Origin of the sequence: Allokutzneria sp. NRRL B-24872, from assembly GCF_002155965.1 — a bacterium.
Taxonomy (GTDB): domain Bacteria; phylum Actinomycetota; class Actinomycetes; order Mycobacteriales; family Pseudonocardiaceae; genus Allokutzneria.
This window is the reverse complement of the sequence record NZ_MUMH01000015.1, coordinates 62961-80817: the sequence shown is the minus strand read 5'-3', so window position 1 is coordinate 80817 and position 17857 is coordinate 62961. Positions and strand designations below refer to the sequence as shown.

Genomic DNA, 17857 nt, shown 5'->3' with positions numbered 1-17857 from the left:
CTCAGTCGGGGACGGGTCGCCGGAAAGCGTTCACACGCCCCGAAAACGGTTGATCGACTCGACGTGGGTGGCCCGCAGCTCGTGGTCGCGCACGCCCAGCCCCTCCTCGGGGGACAGGCACAGCACGCCGACCTTGCCCTGGTGGGCGTTGCGGTGGACGTCGTGCGCGGCCTGCCCGGTGTCCTCCAGCGAGTAGACCTTGGACAGCGTCGGGTGGATGGCGCCCTTGGCGATCAAACGATTGGCCTCCCACGCCTCGCGGTAGTTCGCGAAGTGCGAGCCGACGATGCGCTTGAGGTGCATCCACAGGTAGCGGTTGTCGTAGCTGTGGTTGAAGCCCGAGGTCGAGGCGCAGGTCACGATGGTGCCGCCGCGCTTGGCGACGTAGACGCTGGCGCCGAAGGTCTCGCGGCCGGGGTGCTCGAAGACGATGTCGGGGTCCTCGCCGCCGGTCAGCTCGCGGATCTTGGCGCCGAGGCGCTTCCACTCGCGCTGGTCCTGCTCGTGCTCGTCCTTCCAGAACGTGTAGCCCTCGGCGGCGCGGTCGATGACCAGCTCGGCGCCCATCCTGCGGCAGATCTCGGCCTTCTCCGGGCTGGAGACCACGCACACCGGGGTGGCGCCGCCGTTGAGCGCGAACTGCGTGGCGTAGGAGCCGAGGCCGCCGGAGGCTCCCCAGATCAGCACGACGTCGCCCTGCTTCATGTCGGCGCCGTTGCGCGAGACGAGCTGGCGGTAGGCGGTGGAGTTGACCAGCCCGGGGCTGGCCGCCTCCTCCCAGCTGAGGTGCTTCGGCTTGGGCATCAGCTGGTTGGCCTTGACCAGCGCCAGCTCGGCCAGCCCGCCGAAGTTGGTCTCGAAGCCCCAGATCCGCTGCTCCGGGTCCAGCATCGTGTCGCTGTGCCCGTCGGGGTGCTCCAGCTCGACGTTGAGGCAGTGCGCGACCACCTCGTCACCGGGCTTCCAGGCGTTCACCCCGGGGCCGGTGCGCAGCACGACACCGGCCAGGTCGGAGCCGACCACGTGGTAGGGCAGGTCGTGCCGGGCGTTGAGCTCCGACGTGCGGCCGTAGCGTTCCAGGAAACCGAACGTGGACAGCGGCTCGAAGATCGATGTCCAGACGGTGTTGTAGTTGATCGCGCTGGCCATCACCGCCACCAGAGCCTCGCCCGGGCCCAGCTCCGGCGTCGGCACCTCGTCGACGTGCAGCGAGCGACGCGGGTCTTTCTCGCTGTTCGGCAGTCCGGCGAACATGTCCTGCTCGCTCTTGCGCACCGTCACACCGCGATAGGAGTCCGGCACCGGGAGGGACGCCAGCGCGTCGAGCTCGTCGGCCAGGATCGCGTCGAGGATCTTCTGCACGGCAGACCTCCTGTGATCGAGTGCACATCAGCGGCGTTCATAGCCGCAGGTTGGCCGGAGGTTACTGGCCGGTAATCGATCCAGCGGCACGGCTGTGAGGCACCGCACTCCGGATTCCCTCGATCGCTGGGCGGCCAATCGCCCGGTTCGACCGCTCGGCCGAACGGCGCAAGCCGCCCTCGCGGTTCTGGTCGCGGTCCGTTCGGCCGAACCGAGCCCGCGTGCCAAAACGTGAGGTTCGAATACCTTTTGCGGCCTTCTGGGGCGGGCCGTCCCGAGGCTATGAAGTCCGTGCGTCCTGCCGAGGGGGTCTGTCATGCGGGCTTTGTTCCTGGCTGCTGCGGTGCTTGTCTCCGCCGTCGCGGTTCCTGCCGCCGTTCCTGCGCAAGCGGCCACAACGACGACCTACGCGGTGCGGGGGCTCGACCTGCCCGTGCGCATGGTCGTCGACAAGTGGGGTGTGCCGCACATCTACGCGCAGAACTCCGACGACCTGTTCCTCGCACAGGGGTTCAACGCCGCGCGCGACCGTCTCTTCCAGATGGACCTGTGGCGCAAACGTGGGCTCGGGCAGCTCGCGGAGTCGTTTGGACCCGCGTGGGTCGAACAGGACCGTGCGTCGCGGATGCTCTTATATCGCGGTGACATGGAGCGCGAGTGGGCTTCCTACGGTCCACACGCGAAGCAGACCATCACGAAGTTCGTGAACGGCATCAACGCCTACGTCGACTGGGTAGCCCAGAATCCGCAGGCGCTGCCCGAGGAGTTCCGCAAGCTCGCTTATAAGCCCGCGCGGTGGGCTCCAGAGGACGTAGTACGCATTCGCAGCCACGGTCTCGTTCGCAACCTCTACAGCGAGATCATGCGCGCGATGACCGCGTGCGTGGCGGGGCTCGATGCGGACCGCGTGCGCGTGAAGCTGCAACCGACGTGGACCACGAAGGTCCCTGAAGGCCTGGATGCTTGCGCAGTCACGGAAAACGCGGGTGAGGTGATCAACACCTACTACCTCGGCACGCAGCCGGTGTCCTTCACGGGCCAGAAGCTCGAACTGTCCGCCTCGGAGCAGCAGGAGGGCAGCAACAACTGGGTGGTCGGCGCGAAGAAGTCGGCGACTGGGCGCCCTGTGCTGGCCAACGACCCGCACCGAGTGCTGCCCGCGCCGTCCGGGCGCTACATCCAGCACCTGTCCGCGCCTGGGCTCGACGTGATCGGTGCCGGTGAACCGGTCCTTCCCGGCGTGTCCATCGGCCACAACGGCACGGCGGCCTTCGGGCTGACAATCTTCTCGATCGACCAGGAAGACCTCTACGTCGAGCAGCTGGACCCGGCGAACCACGGCCGCTACCGCTTCAAGGACGCGTGGGAGCCGGTGCGCACGGTCAAGGAGAAGATCGCGGTCAAGGGCGAAGCGGCCCGCGACATCGACCTGACCTTCACCCGGCACGGCGTCGTGATGCACACCGACCAGGCGCGGCACCAGGCGTACGCGCTGCGCAGCGTGTGGTTCGAGCCCGGGACCTCGCCGTACCTCGGCAGCCTGAAGTACATGGGCGTCAAGAACCTCGCCCAGTTCCGCGAGGTCATGCGCACCTGGGGTGGCCCGCCGGAGAACCAGGTCTACGCCGACACAAAGGGCGACATCGCGTGGCTGCCCGGCGGTATGGCACCGAAGCGCCCCGCCTTCGACGGCCTGCTGCCCGTGCCCGGCGACGGCCGCTACGAGTGGGAGGGCTACTACGACGGCGAGCAGCTCCCGCGCTCGGTGAACCCGGCGAAGGGCTTCCTGGCGACGGCCAACGAGGAGAACCTGCCGGAGAACTACCCCGCAGACCGCAAGCTCGGCTACGAGTGGGCCGATCCGTTCCGTGCGCAGCGCATCCACGAAGTGCTCGCGGGCAAGGAGAAGCTGACGATCGCGGACTCGGAGCGCTTGCAGAACGACCAGCTCTCCGTCGTCGCACGCCGCGTCACCGCCGCCCTTAAAGACCTCACGACGACAGACCCTGTCGCGGCGAAGGCGTTGCAGTCGCTGCGCGGGTGGAACCACGTGCTGGACGCGAAGTCCGGGACCGCCGCGCTCTACGAGGTGTGGCGCGTGAAGCACCTCGGAGCCGCCGTGATCGCCGCGACCGCACCCGCGCTCGCGCAGCTCGGCCAGGCACCGGACCCCGAGGTCGTGCTCGACGTGATCGAGCACCCGGGGCGGTGGTTAGGCCAGGATGCAAAGGCCAAGCGCGACAAGCTCGTCGTGGACACGCTCGCCGCGGCGTGGCGCGACGTGGAGAAGCGCCTCGGTGCCGATCCCGCCGCGTGGCAGTGGGGGACGCTGCACCAGACGCTCTTCCAGCACCCGCTCTCCGGGCAGCTGCCCGGCACCGACGTCGGGCCGTTCCCACGCGGTGGCTCGGCGGACACCCCCGACGCCGCCTCGTACGGCGCCGACTTCAAGCAGACCGGGGGCGCGTCGTTCCGCATGGTGCTCGACGTGGGCAACTGGGACGGCTCACGCGCGATCAACGCGCCCGGCCAGTCCGGCGACCCCGCGAGCAAGCACTACCGCGATCTCGCCCCGTTGTGGCACAAGGGCGAGTACTTCCCGCTGCTGTACTCGCGCGGGGCCGTCGAACGCAACGCCAGCAAGGTGGTCCTGCTGCTCCCGCACCGCTGAGTCGCACCACATCAAGGAGCCAAAACGTGAAATGGGCCGGGTGGATCAGTGCCCTTCGGCGGGTTGGACCAGCTCGATGAGCACGCCGCCGCCGTCCTTGGGGTGGACGAAGTTGACCCGGCTGTCGGAGGTGCCGCGCCGGGGCGTGTCGTAGACCAGCCGCACGCCCTTGGCCTTGAGCGCGGCGCACGCGGCGTCGATGTCGGTGACCCGGTAGGCGAGCTGCTGGAGCCCGGGGCCGCGCTTGTCGAGGAACTTCGCGATCGTGGAGTCCGCGTTCAACGGGGCCAGCAGCTGCACGGCCGTGCCGACGCCGGTGTCGCCGGGCGCGCGCATCATCGCCTCGCGCACGCCCTGCTCCTCGTTGGTCTCCTCGTGCGCCATCTCCAGGCCGAAGGTGTCGCGGTAGAAGGCGACGGCGGCGTCGAGGTCCGGGACGGCGACACCGACGTGGTCGATGGCCGTGACGAAGGACTGCAGCTCCGAATGCATGCTGGGAGGGTAGGTCTCAACGGGTGGCAGCGCCTGTGCCCCGCCTCACAAACTTCTGCATCGAGTACCGGCGGTATGGTCCGCTCGAGGGAAGTTCCCGCACCGTCGCTGGAGGTTCTACCGTGTCTGGTTCCGTGATCGTCGCGGGCGCCCGCACCCCCATGGGCAGGCTCCTGGGGTCGCTCAAGGACTTCTCCGGAGCACAGCTCGGCGGCGTCGCCATCAAGGCCGCTCTGGAGCGCGCTGGCGTCGCGCCCGAGCAGGTGCAGTACGTGATCATGGGCCAGGTGCTCACCGCGGGCGCCGGCCAGATCCCCGCCCGCCAGGCCGCGGTCGCCGGTGGCATCCCGATGAACGTGCCCGCGCTGACCATCAACAAGGTCTGCCTCTCCGGCATCGACGCGATCGCCCTCGCGGACCAGCTGATCCGCGCCGGTGAGTTCGACGTCGTCGTCGCCGGCGGCCAGGAGTCGATGACCCAGGCGCCGCACCTGCTGCCGAAGTCGCGCTCCGGCTACAAGTTCGGCGACGTGACGATGACCGACCACATGTCGCTCGACGGCCTGTTCTGCGCCTTCGACCAGGTGGCGATGGGTGCCTCCACCGAGAAGCACAACGCGCGCTACAACCTGACCCGCGCCGAGCAGGACGAGTTCTCCGCGCGCTCGCACCAGCGCGCCGCCGCCGCTGCCGAGAAGGGGATCTTCGCCGAGGAGATCGCCCCGGTGTCGGTGCCGCAGCGCAAGGGCGACCCGGTCCTCGTCAGCTCCGACGAGGGCGTGCGCGGCGACACCACCGTCGAGACGCTGGCCAAGCTGCGCCCGGCCTTCGCCGCTGACGGCACGATCACCGCTGGCTCGGCCTCGCAGATCTCCGACGGTGCCGCCGCGGTCGTGGTGATGAGCAAGGCCAAGGCCGAGGAGCTGGGCCTGAGCTGGATCGCCGAGATCGGCGCGCACGGCGTGGTCGCCGGGCCGGACGCGAGCCTGCACGAGCAGCCGTCCAACGCGATCAAGGCGGCCTGCGCCAAGGAGGGCATCGACCCGGCCGAGCTGGACCTCGTCGAGATCAACGAGGCCTTCGCCGCGGTCGGCGTGGTCTCCGCGCGCGAGCTGGGCCTGGCCGAGGACAAGGTCAACGTCAACGGCGGCGCCATCGCGCTCGGCCACCCGATCGGCATGTCCGGCGCGCGCATCCTGCTGCACCTCGCACTGGAGCTGAAGCGCCGGGGCGGTGGCGTCGGTGCCGCCGCGCTCTGCGGTGGTGGCGGCCAGGGCGACGCGCTGATCGTCCGCGTTCCCAAGGCGTAAATGCCCCGCTCGGTCGACGTCCGCGACCTGGTCTCGCGTGCTCGCGAAGGCCAGGCGCGGGCTGTCGCGCGGCTGATCTCCTTGGTGGAGGACGACAGTCCGCACCTGCGGGAGGTCGCCGCCGCGCTCACCCCGCACACCGGGCGGGCGCGCGTCGTCGGCCTGACCGGCTCGCCCGGTGTCGGCAAGTCGACCACGACCTCCGCGCTCATCGGCGAGCTGCGCAAACGCGGGCAACGCGTCGGCGTCCTGGCCATCGACCCGTCCTCCCCGTTCTCCGGCGGCGCGCTGCTGGGTGATCGGGTGCGCATGCAGGACCACGCGCTCGACCCGGACGTGTTCATCCGGTCGATGGCCACGCGCGGTCACCTCGGCGGCCTGTCCTGGGCGACTCCGCAGGCGCTGCGCGTGCTCGACGCGGCGGGCTGCGACGTCGTGCTGATCGAGACCGTCGGCGTCGGGCAGTCCGAGATCGACGTGGTCGCGTTGGCGGACACCACGATCGTGCTGCTCGCGCCGGGCATGGGCGACGGCATCCAGGCCGCCAAGGCGGGCATCCTGGAGATCGGTGACGTGTTCGTGGTGAACAAGGCCGACCGCGACGGCGCCGACCGCACCGTTCGCGAGCTGAAGCACATGATCTCGTTGGGGCGCAGGGAGATCCAGGGCGCGATGTGGCGTCAGCCGATCCTCAAGACCGTCGCCGCGCGCGCCGAGGGCATCGGCGCGGTGGTCGCCGCCATCGACTCGCACCACGAGTGGATGACCGCGCACGGCGAGCTGGAGCAGCGTCGTCGCAAGCGCGCGGAGAGCGAGATCGAGGCGATCGCCGTGGCCGCGCTGCGCTCGCGCTTCGGCGACGTGCGCGGCGGAACCGCGTTGGCCCAGCTGGCGAAGCGCGTGGTGGCCGCCGAGCTCGACCCGTTCGCTGCCGCCGAGGAGCTGCTGGCCTCACTCTGAGGCGTCGGGTTACGCCACATCGGGTACTAGCCCTTGACGCGCGTCCGTCGTTAGGTTTTGGGAGCTCAGGTTTCCCACTCGGACGGATTCTGCATGATTGTGTTGCGGGGCAAGGGTTTTCTGGCGATCGCGACCGTTGCGCTGGTGTGGTCGTTCACACCGGTCGCGGTTGCCGACACCGGCGCCGCGGAGCGGACGGCGCTGCTGGAGGCACAGCGGTCGGGGCACCCGGTCGAGCTGACCGAGTCGCTGGAAGCCCACTCCCGCACCGTCGCCGAACCCGGCGGCACCCTCACCACCTCCCGGTCCGTGCACCCCGAGCGCGTGCGCACGCCCGGCGGCTGGGTCCCGGTCGACACCGCGCTGCGCTTCGCGGAGAACCGGGTGGTCCCGGGCGCGACGACGACCGAGGTCCAGCTCTCCGGTGGCGGCGACCAACCGCTGCTGCGGCTCACCGACGCGGGGCCCAGCGACGTGGGACACAGCGCCGCCGTGCGCTGGCCCGGCCCGCTGCCGAAGCCGGAACTGGACGGCAACGCCGCCCGCTACCGGCAGGCCGCGCCCGGCGTCGACGTGATCGCCCGCGTCAGCGCCGACGGCGTGCGGCTGACGGTCGAGTCCGCGTCGGCGGGACCGCTGCGCTTCGCGCTGGACACCGCGGGCGTGACGGTTCGGGACCGGGACGGCGCGTTGGAGTTCGTGGACGGCGCGGGGCAAGCGCTGTTCGCGGCCGCGACGCCGTGGGTGGGGGTGCCCCGGGGCGGCGATGCCGCGCGGAAGCCAGGGCGCTTCGCCGTCCTCGCGCCCGGCTCCGTCGAGGTCCGGCTCCCGGAGGGGATGTCGGGCCCGGTCGCGGCGGAGCTGGCCTTCACCGGGGCCAAGCCCAACTGGACGATGGTCGACTCGGGCTTCGCGAAGGTCTCGTACTGGAACTCCACCGAGTCGGCCAAGGCGGGCACCTACGACGCGGGCGAGCACCGGCTGAGGTCGTTCTTCGTCTTCGACACCAGGGGCCTGGGCGGGCGGGAGATCACCTCCGCCTCCGTCACCGGCATGGAGAACTGGGCGTGGTCGTGCTCGCCGAGGCCCGTCGAACTGTGGCGCACCGGCCCCGTCGACAAGACCACGACCTGGGAGAAGCAGCCGGAGTGGCTGGCCAAGCTGTCGACGCTGTCGGTGGCGAAGGGCTACAACTCCACGTGCCCCTCCGGCCCCGTGACCTTCGACGTGACTCCGCTGGTCAAGGACGCCGCCGTGCGGGGGCTGGCCTCGGTCACCGTCGGCCTGCGTGCCACCGATGAGGCCGACAACCTGCACTGGAAGCGCTTCGAGAACAATCCCGTGCTGAGCGTGCGGCTGCGCTAGGACAGCTCCAGCGAGGTCTCGGCCTCGTGCTCGGCCGGGCGCGGCGGCGGAGGAGTCGGCAGCTCGTCGTGGTGCTCGCCGAGCAGGCGGATCACCTCGGCGGGCGAGGCGTCCGGGAACACCGTCTGCAACGCCACCACCGCGTGCACCCGCTCGCGGCGCCACGGATCGGACAGCTGCGTGCTCAGCCGGAGGGTCTCGCGGATCAGTTCGGTGCGGCGGACGTTCACGCAGAGCTTCTCGAACTGATCGGCCGCCTCGCGCGCGGCGAGCGCGGAGATCACGTACAGCAGCCCGGCGAAGACCGCGGGGACGGCGCCGGCCAACGCCGTCACCAGGCCGGAGTTCGAGTTCTCGTCGATCGCCAGGAACAACCCCAGGAACACCAGCACCAGGCCGACCGCGCCCGCCGCCGTCGAGGCCCAGAAGCTGGTGCGGGCCCTGGTCAGCGCCGCGTGCTGGCGTTGCAGGTGCTCGTCCACCTGCTTGGCGGTCACCTCGGCCTTGTCCGCGAGCAGGCCCAGCCAGCCCTGGTCGGTGTTCGGGTCCTCGGCCAGCTCTCGTTGCTTGCGCTTGGCCTTCTGCTTCAGGTCCTGCGCCTGGGCGGTCATCCGCATGCCGTCGAGCAGCGACCGCTCCCCGCCGTCCAGCGCGGACCGGCGCACCCGCCACACCGCGTAGCCGATGATCGCCACGGCCACGGCGGCCGTCGCCGTACCCAGAATGGCGACTAAGTCACCCGTTGCGTCATCAGCCGCCGCCAGCAGTCGGTGCACGCAGGCGAGCGTAGTAAGCCGTTCGGTGCTCGTGATCGCCTTTTCGGTGGAAAGACCATCACTCGTTAGCGAGTCGCAGCCTGCCGCCCCGTCACCCCTCGGCGCCGCCCGCCCGCGTCGCGTCCCAGCGCTTGCGTACCCAATGCGGCATGTGTTTCGCGAGACGTGACCAAAGCCGCATTGGGTCCGTCAGTCCGCGCTGAAGGGGTTGAGGGCGACTCCGGCGGCTCAGCCACGTGCGGGACGTGCCGGGCCGGGAGGGGGCGGCACTGCGGAAAGGGACCGGCCCCGGCGGTCGTCGACCACGCTGTGGTGACGACCGGCCGGGGCCGGGTCGAAGCTGCCCTGGGTCAGCAGGACTGCTTGTAGAAGTACTGGGACTTCGACTGCATGTCGTCCTTGGTGAGCGCGACGAGGTCGGTGGCGATGTCGCGGGTCACGGGCTTGCCCTCGATCGCGGCGATGGCCTGCTGGACGCCCTTGGTGCCGATGGACGCGGGGTCCTGCGCGATGAGCGCCTGCACGCCGCCGTTGCGCAGGTCGTCGACCTGCTTGGGGCTGGCGTCGAAGCCGACGAGCTTCACCGCGCCCTGCTTGTTCGCGTTGCGCAGCGAGGTCGCCGCGCCCTCACCGGTGTTGAGGTTGGTGGCGAACACGCCGACCAGGTCGGGGTTGGCCGACAAGGTGGCGGAGACGCGCTGCGCCGCGACAGAGGGCTCGTTGTCGGTGTACTGCTGGCCGAGGTACTTGAGGTTCGGGTACTTCTTGATCTCTGCCTCGAAGCCCTTCGCCCTGGCGTCGGTGGTGGAGGTGCCCGCCTTGGTGTTGAGCACCAGCACCGAACCCGTTCCGGAGCCGACGAGCTTGGCCAGCGTCTGCGCGGCGAGCTGGCCGCCCTGCTCGTTGTTGGAGGAGATCGAGGACTGCGCGACGGACTTGTCCTCCAGCGCCGTGTCCACCTCGACGACCTTGATGCCCGCGCCGGTGAGCTGCTTCATCGGCGCGGCCAGTGCCTTGGTGTCGGTCGGCGCGATGAGCACGCCGGAGGGCTTGGTGGAGAGCACACCGGTGACGATCGGCGACTGCAGGCTCGCCTCGAACTTGTCCGGCTCCTGCGTGTTCAGCTCGTAGCCGGACTTCTTCGCCTCGGCCTCGGCGCCGCAGCGCATCGAGATGTAGAAGGGCTCGGCCTTCACACCGGTGATCAGCGTGAGCTTCTTGTTGTTCGGCGCGGGCTGGGAACCGCCCCCACCGGACTCACCGATCTTGCCCCCGCCGCACGCGGCGAGCACCAGGGTCGCGGCGACGGCGGCGCCGATACGGACCACGTTCTTGTTCAGCGGCATTGAAAGTCCCACCTTCTCGCACTGTTTGTGCTGATGCCAGGTTGTGCTGCTACCTACCTGCTGTTGCGCGCTCTTCTGCGCACCTGGTCGAGCCAGACCGCCGCGACGAGCACGATGCTGACCGCGATCGGCTGCCAGTACGGCTGCACGCCGATCACCACGAAGCCCTTGGTGAGCACGGCCGGGATGAACACGCCGATCACCGAGCCGAGCACGGTGCCGACCCCGCCGAAGAGGCTGGTCCCGCCGATCACCACGGCGGCGATGGCGTTGAGGTTGTCGGTGGAGTGACCGGAGATCGTGGTCGTGCCGAAGTAGGCGAGCGACATGAACCCGGCGAGCCCGGCGAGCGCCCCGACGTAGGCGTAGGTCGCGACCAGGTGCCCGGTCACGTTGATGCCGACGCGCCGCGAGGCCTCCTCGCTGGAGCCGATCGCGTAGTTGTTGCGGCCGAACCTGGTGGTGCGCAACAGCCACGCCCCGTGCAGTGCCACCACGACGGCCAGGATCACCATGTGCGGCACCCCGGCGGTCTGGCCGAAGCCCAGCCAGTCGCGCAGCTGGGCGGGCACGGTCCGCACGTCCGAGCCGCCGGTGAGCAGCTGGGCCGCGCCGAGCGCCGCGCCGAAGGAGCCGAGGGTGACGATCAGCGGCGGGATCTTGGCCTTGGCGATCAGCAACCCGTTCAGCAGACCCCACACCGCGCCGGAGACCACGGTGGCCAGCAGACCGACCGCGATCACGCCGCCGCCCGCGTTGGTGGCGTCGCCGCCGGGGCTCATCGCCTCCATCACCTGCGCGCCGACGACGCCCGCGAAGACCAGCACCGAGCCGACCGACAGGTCGATCCCGGAGGTGATGATCACGAACGTCATGCCGACGGCGAGCACCAGCAGCACCGCGGCTTCGATCAGCAGCGTCTGGAAGGTGAACAGGGTCAGGAAGGCGTCCGGGCGCATGATGCTGAACACCGCGTAGAGCACCACCAGGACCAGTCCGGTCCACAGGGTGTTCGCGGAGAACAGCCGCTTGCCGAGGCTCTGCTGCTCGGTGTTGACGGTGGACTCGTAGTCCAAAGTGCCTGTGCTCATGGCGCCTCCCCGGAGAAAAGTGCGTCGGCGGAACTCATCAGGCCGCCTCCTCCTGCGTCAGGGCGCCGGTCATCGCGCCGACCAGGTTCTCCAGGCTCATGTCGGCGCCGGTCAGCCGCGCGACGCGCTTGCCGAGGCGCAGCACCTCGACGCGGTCGGCGACGGCCTGCACCTCGGGCATGTTGTGCGTGATCAGCACGACCGCGATCCCGTTGTCCCGCACGCGTTTGATGACTTCGAGCACGCGCTCGCGCTGCACGACGCCCAGTGCCGCGGTCGGCTCGTCCATGAAGACGACCTTGCTCGCCCACGCGACCGCGCGGGCCACCGCGACGCTCTGCCGCTGCCCGCCGGAGAGCGAGCCGATCGGCACGTCCAGGCTCTGCAACGTCACGCCGAAGGCGGTGAAGCGCTCGGCGGCCTGCTTGCGCATCTCGGCCTTGTCCAGCATGCCCAGCGCGCCGAGCACGCCCTTGCGCTTGATCTCCCTGCCCAGGAACAGGTTTGCCGCCGGGTCGAGGTCCGGGGCGACCGCGAGGTCCTGGAACACGGTCTCGATGCCCAACCGGCGCGCGGTGGTCGGCGTGTCGAAGCTGACCCGCTTGCCGTCGAGCAGGATCTCGCCCGAGGTCGGCTGCTCCGCCCCGACGAGGCACTTGACCAGCGTGGACTTCCCGGCGCCGTTGTCGCCGATCAGCGCGACGACCTCGCCGGCGTCGATGGAGAACGACGCGCCGCGCAGCGCCTCCACCGACCCGTAGCTCTTGGTGATGTTGCGTGCGTCCAGCAGTGGCATGGCTAGTTCGCCTCCACGTGTTCCGGGGCGGGCGGGCGGCAGCGCACCACGACGAGCCCACCGTCCACTTGGGACGATCCAGCCGAGTGTGGCACGACGAGCGTGTCCCCGCGCCGCACCGCGACCGTGCCGCCGTGCTCGGTGCGCAGGGTTCCGTTGCCCTCCAAGGCGACCAGCACGGAGAAGCCGGGGTCGAGGTCCACCGCGGAGTCCGCGTGGATGCGATCGGCCCGGAAGAACGCCGCGGCCTGCTCGGTGAACAGCGGAACGACGGGGGAGCGCTGGTCGGCCGTGCGCAGCACCAGGTCCTCGACGCGCGTGCCCCAGCCGTCGCGGTCGACGCACGTCAGCGCGGTCTCCCAGCCGATGGCCAGGTGCGCGCTCGGGTCACCGGGCTCGGCGAAACCCGTCCACTCCAACAGGACCGAGAAGTCGGTGGGCTGCTGGAGCTCGACGATGAACACGCCCTCGCCGATCGCGTGCGGCAGCCCGGCGGGCACGAACACCGTGTCGCCCGGCTTCACCGGGATCGGGTTCAGCGCGGCGAGCATCGCGTCGGAGTCCTGTGCGGACACCCAGTTCTCGACAGTCGACGCGTCCACGTCGTCGCGGAAACCGGCGTACACGGTGGGATTCGGGCCGCTGGTCCCGACGATCACCCACGCCTCGGTCTTGCCGTGGCGGCAGCCGAGGTGGCTGCGGGCGAAGGAGTTCGAGGGGTGCACGTGCACCGGCAGCCGCTGCCCCGCGTCGAGCAGCTTCACCAGCAGCGCGGTGTCACCGCCGAGCACCTTCGCGTGCTCGTCCCCGACCCAGGAGGCGGGATCGGAGCTGACCGCGTCGAGCAGCAGCGTGCCGTCCGGCAGGGAGCTGAGCCCGGCGCGGGGCTGGGCGAAGAGCGTGGTGATCGAGGCGACCCAGTCCTCCGGGCCCCACTCGGCCGCGTCCTCCGCGCCCCGCAGCTCGGCGATCGCGGCGCCGCCCCGGTAGAACCGGTCCGGCTGGTTGGCCGCGAGCGTCACAGGCTTCACGGGTGTACCTCCCCTGATCCTCTAGCCACCAGCCGGGTCGGCAAGACGACCCGGCGCGGTGGCGAACTGTCCCCTTCGAGCCTGGCGAACAGCAGTTCGGCAGCTGCCCGCCCGAGCATCGACGCGTCGTGCTGCACCACCGAGATCGGCGGGTTCAGCAGGTCGGCCAGCTCGAAGTCGTCGAAGCCGACCAGCGCGGGACGCGCGGGGCGGCCGTAGAGCGCGCGCAACATGTGCACGGTGATCCGGTTGTTGCCGCTGACGACGGCGGTCGCGGGCTCGGGACCGCCGAGCGCGCGCTCCAGCAGCTCCGCGACCCCGGCTTCGGTGTGCGGACCCATGAACACCAGGTCCTCGCCGTAGCGCACCCCGGAGCGAGCGCAGCCCTCGCGGAACCCGCGCAGGCGCTCGCTCGCGGTGAAGATGTCCGGAGCGTCACCGAAGAAGGCGATCCGCTGATGTCCTTGCGCCGCAAGGTGTTTGACCGCATCTGCCGTGCCGCCGATGTTGTCGACGAGCACGGTGTCCGCGACGACGTCGCCAGCGGGGCGGTCGACGAAGACCACCGGCATCCCGGCCTGCATCTCCGGGACGAGGTAGCCGTGCTGCATGCCCGCGGGGACGACGATCAGCCCGTCCACCCTGCGCGCGCAGAACTCCAGCGCCAGCTCGCGTTCGCGGCCCGGGTCCTCGTCGGAGGACCCCGTCAGCACCTGGCGGCCCTGGGTGCGCGCGACCTCTTCGACGGCGCGCGTGAGCACCGAGTAGAAGGGGTTGCCGACGTCTTCGAGGATCACGCCGAGCGTGCCCGTCGACGAGCCGCGGCGCAGGTTGCGCGCGGACAGGTTGCGTCGGAAACCGAGCCGCTCGATGGCGGCCAGGACGCGCTCGGCGGTGGCCGGGTGCACGCCCGCCTCGTCGTTGACCACGCGCGAGACCGTTTTGATGCTGACGCCCGCCAGACGCGCGACATCGCTCATCGTCGCGCGTCGCACGCGGCGGGACCCGGAACCAGACAACGTTGTCATCGGGGCGAATGGAACATGTCGTTTCAGCGGCTTGTCAACACCCTTCGCGGAACTCGACACGACAGGACAAACGTCCTGACGGCGTCTTGATCGGTGCGGTCGACAACGCGAATGACCTTGCGCTGTTACGACATTCGGCCCATTTCCGTGACCGCGCCGAGACAGACCGCCCGGACGGCTCTTGACGCGAACCACACACCGTCCGAAGGGTGTTGACAGCGGAGCCTGCCGGTCGGTGAAGAACCGACAAGGTTGTCAGGCCCGCAGCTTCTGGCAACGATGCCGAACCCAGGAGGCGAACGGCCTTGAAAAGGAGTTCCCCCGTCGCTCGGCGCCACTGGCGCGTCGCGGCGGCCCTGACGACCGCGTTAGCCGTGGTGCTCGCTCCGCTCACGACGACGACAGCAGCGACAGCAGAACCCGCCCAGGAGGACCTGGCCCGCTGGGTCAACCCGTTCGTCGGCACCAAGCCCGGCGGACCCGACCACGGCACGGGCGGCGGTGCCGGCAACACCTTCCCCGGCGCCGACGTGCCCTTCGGCATGGTCCAGTGGAGCCCGGACACCGTGAAGCACCAGCACGGCGGCTACTTCTACGAGGACAACCGGATCAAGGGCTTCAGCCTCACCCACCTCTCCGGCGCGGGCTGCTCGACCTACCAGGACATCCCCTTCATGCCGTTCGTCGGCGAGGTCACCACCTCGCCCGCGGTCGACCCCGACCGCTACACCGCCGGGTTCTCGCACGCGAACGAGAAGGCCACGCCCGGCTACTACGGCGTCCAGTTGGACTCCGGCGCCAAGGTCGACCTGACGGTGACCCAGCGCAGCGGCGCGGGCCGGTTCACCTTCCCCGCCAACCGCCCGGCGGCACTGCTGGTCAACACCTCCGGCTCGATCATGGGCGCCGATGACGCCGAGATCTCCCTCGGCGCCGACGAGATGAGCGGCTGGGCGACCAGCGGCCGGTTCTGCGGCGCCAAGTCGAACAAGTACCGGGTGTACTTCCACGCCGAGTTCGACCGGCCGTTCGCCTCCGTCGGCACCTGGAAGGACGGCGCCGTCACACCCGGCCGCACCGTCGAGCGCGGCGGCTCCAAGCCGAAGATCGCCGCCAAGCTCACCGATTCGCCTGTGGCGCAGGAACAACACCGCGGTGAGGACACCACCGTGTCCGGGCCGGGCTCCGGCGGCTTCGTCACCTTCGCCGACGACGGCAAGCCGGTGAACGTCAAGCTCGGACTGTCCTTCGTCTCGGTGGACGGCGCCAAGGGCAACCTCGCGGCGGAGAACGGCAATCGCTCGTTCGAGCAGGTCTCCGACGCCGCGCGCGCCGCGTGGAACGAGCGGCTGAACACGATCAGGGTGAAGGGAGGGACCGACGCGGAGCGCACGACCTTCTACTCCTCCCTGTACCACGTTTTCTTGCAGCCCAACGTCTTCTCCGACGCCGACGGTCGCTATCCCGGCTTCGACGGGCGCGTCCACCGGGTCGAGCCGGGGCGGGCGATCTACACCAACCTCTCCGGCTGGGACGTCTACCGCTCGGAGATCCAGCTGCTGGCGATGCTCGCGCCGAAGGAGGCATCCGACATCACCAGGTCGATGATCGCTTTCGCCGAGCAGGGCGGTTCGTGGGACCGCTGGACGGTCGCCAACAGCTACACGGGCGTGATGAACGGCGACCCGTACCACATCATGGTCGCGAGCGCGTACGCCTTTGGTGCCAAGGACTTCGACGCCCGCAAGGCACTGTTGCTGATGCTGCGCGGAGCGACGCAGCCGACGCAGGGCTATGTGGAGCGACCGGGCCTTGAGGACTACCAGCGGCTCGGTTACATCGCCAACGGCGCCAAGGGCGTGTGGGGGCCGCCCGCGACTACGCTGGAGTACACGAGCGCGGACTTCGCGATCGCCGACCTGGCACGCAGGCTGGGCGACAGCACGGTCTACACGCAGTTCATGCGGCGCGCGCAGTACTGGCAGAACGTCTTCAACCCGGCGTCGAGCTACATCCAGAACCGCAACGCCGACGGGTCCTTCGTCGAGCCGTTCAACCCCGCGAGCCCCGACGGCTGGGTCGAGGGCAACGCCGCGCAGTACACGTGGATGGTGCCGTACAACGCGCGCGGTCTCTTCGACGCCATGGGCGGCAACGGCGAGGTGGAGAAGCGGTTGGACTTCTTCTTCAAGAAGCTCAACGCGGGGCCGAAGGAGCCGCACGCGTTCCTCGGCAACGAGCCGATCATGCACTCGCTGTGGTTCTACAACTTCGCGGGCGTGCCTCACAAGACGCAGGAGGTCACGCGACGCGCGGTCAACGACCTGTTCGGCCCCAAGGAGAACGGGCTGATGGGCAACGACGACCTCGGACAGATGTCGTCGTGGTACGTCTTCGCCGCGATGGGCATGTACCCGGTCATTCCCGGGCGTGCGGAGCTGGTGCTGAACAGTCCGTTGTTCGAAGAGGTCGTGGTCTCGCGGCCCACGGGCCAGAAGCTCGTCATCAAGGCACCCGGTGCTGGCGCGAAGGTCCCGTACGTCACCGGCGTGAAGTACAACGGTGTCGCGACCGACCAGACGTGGCTCCCTGAGTCCTTCGTGGAGCGTGGCGGCACCGTGGAGTTCGGGCTGTCCGCGACTCCGCAGGGCTCGTGGGGCACTGCGGCGGCTTCGGCACCTCCGTCGTTCCGCGACGGCGAAACCGGCCAGCGCGGCTACCTCGACCCCGCGCGCGTCGTTGTGGCCGCGGGCGCCAAGGGGGAGACGCGCATCGGTGCGCAGGACTTCTCCGGCAAGGGCGCGAAGGTGCGCTTCGGCACCGGTTCGCCGCCGGTCGGGCTGAGCATCAGTCCGGCGTCGAGTGAGCTGACCGTGCCCGCGAGCGGGAAGAGCGATCTGCTCACCACGGTCACGGTCGCCCCCGGCACGGCTGAGGGCACGTATCGCATCCCGGTGACTTTCACAGCTCCGGACGGCACAGTGCTGTCGAACTCGGCGCTGACGGTGCTTGTGGCTCAGCCGGGCAGTCTGCGCGCCGCGTTCAACAACGTGGGCACCTCGTTGGACAGCGCGCAGGCCGTGGGCAACCTGGACGGCTTCGGCTACAGCCTCTCCAGGGACGCGCTCGCGGCCGGAGGGATCGAGGGCGGTCGTCCGGTGACAGTGGACGGCGTCACGCACTACTGGCCCGCGACGGCGCCAGGAGAGCTGGACAACGTCTTCGCCACTGGGCAGACGGTGAACGTCGATGCCCCCGCAGGAGCTACAAAGCTGTCGTTCCTCGGCACTGCCTCCAACGGCAAAGCAGTCGGCCCGATCACTGTGAACTACACAGATGGCACGTCCGTCGCCGGTGAGCTCGGCTTCACCGACTGGGCGCGCGGTGGCTCCGGATCGGACCCGCTGGAGTACGGCAACCGCATCGTGCTGCGCATGCCCTACCGCAACAGCACGAGCGGGACCTCGCACCAGATCGGCGTCCACCTGTACGGCACGGCGCCGATCGCCCTCGACCCGGCCAAGCGCGTTCGCAGCGTGACGCTGCCGTCCGCGCTGACAGGCAAGGGCGCGCTGCACGTGTTCAGCATCGCGACGGGCTGATCCACAGCGGCCCGGGCGCGGTGGTCC

At 69.9% G+C, this 17857-nt stretch carries 13 protein-coding genes; 5 read left to right on the top strand and 8 right to left on the bottom strand.

The annotated features are described in order from the left end of the window. Positions 1-30: 30 nt before the first annotated feature. On the bottom strand, positions 31-1362 hold the full coding sequence (gene ccrA, locus CCN37_RS03955) for a crotonyl-CoA carboxylase/reductase (RefSeq protein WP_086819245.1): 1332 nt from the start codon (positions 1360-1362) through the stop codon (positions 31-33). 316 nt (positions 1363-1678) lie between these two features. Between ccrA and CCN37_RS03950 the strand changes: the two genes are divergently transcribed. Then, entirely contained in the window at positions 1679-4033 is a 2355-nt protein-coding gene (locus CCN37_RS03950; RefSeq protein WP_086819244.1) for a penicillin acylase family protein, read from the top strand. A gap of 45 nt (positions 4034-4078) precedes the next feature. Here CCN37_RS03950 and mce read toward each other — a convergent pair whose 3' ends face one another. Then, positions 4079-4525, bottom strand: a complete 447-nt coding sequence (gene mce, locus CCN37_RS03945) for a methylmalonyl-CoA epimerase (RefSeq protein ID WP_086819243.1) — start codon at positions 4523-4525, stop codon at positions 4079-4081. Between the two features lie 122 nt (positions 4526-4647). Between mce and CCN37_RS03940 the strand changes: the two genes are divergently transcribed. The 3 genes from CCN37_RS03940 (at position 4648) to CCN37_RS03930 (ending at position 8160) form a co-directional block, all read left to right on the top strand. Next, positions 4648-5835: an acetyl-CoA C-acetyltransferase gene (locus CCN37_RS03940; RefSeq protein ID WP_086819242.1), complete on the top strand. Its 1188-nt coding sequence runs from the start codon at positions 4648-4650 to the stop codon at positions 5833-5835. Further along, positions 5836-6795, top strand: coding sequence for a methylmalonyl Co-A mutase-associated GTPase MeaB (gene meaB / locus CCN37_RS03935; protein ID WP_086819241.1), 960 nt, complete (start codon positions 5836-5838; stop codon positions 6793-6795). 93 nt (positions 6796-6888) lie between these two features. Continuing rightward, positions 6889-8160, top strand: coding sequence for a DNRLRE domain-containing protein (locus CCN37_RS03930; protein ID WP_086819240.1), 1272 nt, complete (start codon positions 6889-6891; stop codon positions 8158-8160). Here the strand turns inward: CCN37_RS03930 and CCN37_RS03925 are convergent. From CCN37_RS03925 to CCN37_RS03900, 6 genes are all read right to left on the bottom strand, one after another. Then, positions 8157-8936, bottom strand: coding sequence for a hypothetical protein (locus CCN37_RS03925; protein ID WP_143261416.1), 780 nt, complete (start codon positions 8934-8936; stop codon positions 8157-8159). The two genes, CCN37_RS03930 and CCN37_RS03925, sit on opposite strands and share 4 nt — an antisense overlap. A 350-nt stretch (positions 8937-9286) precedes the next feature. Then, on the bottom strand, positions 9287-10282 hold the full coding sequence (locus CCN37_RS03920; protein WP_086819238.1) for an ABC transporter substrate-binding protein: 996 nt from the start codon (positions 10280-10282) through the stop codon (positions 9287-9289). Positions 10283-10335: 53 nt separating this feature from the next. Beyond that, on the bottom strand, positions 10336-11373 hold the full coding sequence (locus CCN37_RS03915; protein WP_086819237.1) for an ABC transporter permease: 1038 nt from the start codon (positions 11371-11373) through the stop codon (positions 10336-10338). 37 nt (positions 11374-11410) lie between these two features. After that, a complete protein-coding gene (locus CCN37_RS03910; RefSeq protein ID WP_086819236.1) occupies positions 11411-12169 on the bottom strand; it encodes an ATP-binding cassette domain-containing protein in 759 nt (252 codons plus the stop codon). Between the two features lie 2 nt (positions 12170-12171). After that, a complete protein-coding gene (locus CCN37_RS03905) occupies positions 12172-13200 on the bottom strand; it encodes a class I mannose-6-phosphate isomerase (protein ID WP_086819235.1) in 1029 nt (342 codons plus the stop codon). Then, the gene (locus CCN37_RS03900) at positions 13197-14180 is read right to left on the bottom strand and encodes a LacI family DNA-binding transcriptional regulator (protein WP_086819323.1); all 984 of its coding nucleotides are present in this window, start codon (positions 14178-14180) and stop codon (positions 13197-13199) included. Before CCN37_RS03900 ends, CCN37_RS03905 begins: the two co-directional genes overlap by 4 nt. A 425-nt stretch (positions 14181-14605) precedes the next feature. Here CCN37_RS03900 and CCN37_RS03895 point away from each other — a divergent pair, with 425 nt between their 5' ends. Beyond that, positions 14606-17830: a GH92 family glycosyl hydrolase gene (locus CCN37_RS03895; protein WP_168200509.1), complete on the top strand. Its 3225-nt coding sequence runs from the start codon at positions 14606-14608 to the stop codon at positions 17828-17830. Positions 17831-17857 lie beyond the last annotated feature (27 nt).

Excerpts from the sequence above, each read along its gene's own strand:
- CCN37_RS03920 (WP_086819238.1), bottom strand. The coding sequence starts at position 10,282 with ATGCCGCTGAACAAGAACGTGGTCCGTATCGGCGCCGCCGTCGCCGCG.
- CCN37_RS03915 (WP_086819237.1), bottom strand. The coding sequence starts at position 11,373 with ATGAGCACAGGCACTTTGGACTACGAGTCCACCGTCAACACCGAGCAG.
- CCN37_RS03900 (WP_086819323.1), bottom strand. The coding sequence starts at position 14,180 with ATGAGCGATGTCGCGCGTCTGGCGGGCGTCAGCATCAAAACGGTCTCG.
- meaB (WP_086819241.1), top strand. The coding sequence starts at position 5,836 with ATGCCCCGCTCGGTCGACGTCCGCGACCTGGTCTCGCGTGCTCGCGAA.
- CCN37_RS03950 (WP_086819244.1), top strand. The coding sequence starts at position 1,679 with ATGCGGGCTTTGTTCCTGGCTGCTGCGGTGCTTGTCTCCGCCGTCGCG.
- mce (WP_086819243.1), bottom strand. The coding sequence starts at position 4,525 with ATGCATTCGGAGCTGCAGTCCTTCGTCACGGCCATCGACCACGTCGGT.
- CCN37_RS03930 (WP_086819240.1), top strand. The coding sequence starts at position 6,889 with ATGATTGTGTTGCGGGGCAAGGGTTTTCTGGCGATCGCGACCGTTGCG.
- CCN37_RS03910 (WP_086819236.1), bottom strand. The coding sequence starts at position 12,169 with ATGCCACTGCTGGACGCACGCAACATCACCAAGAGCTACGGGTCGGTG.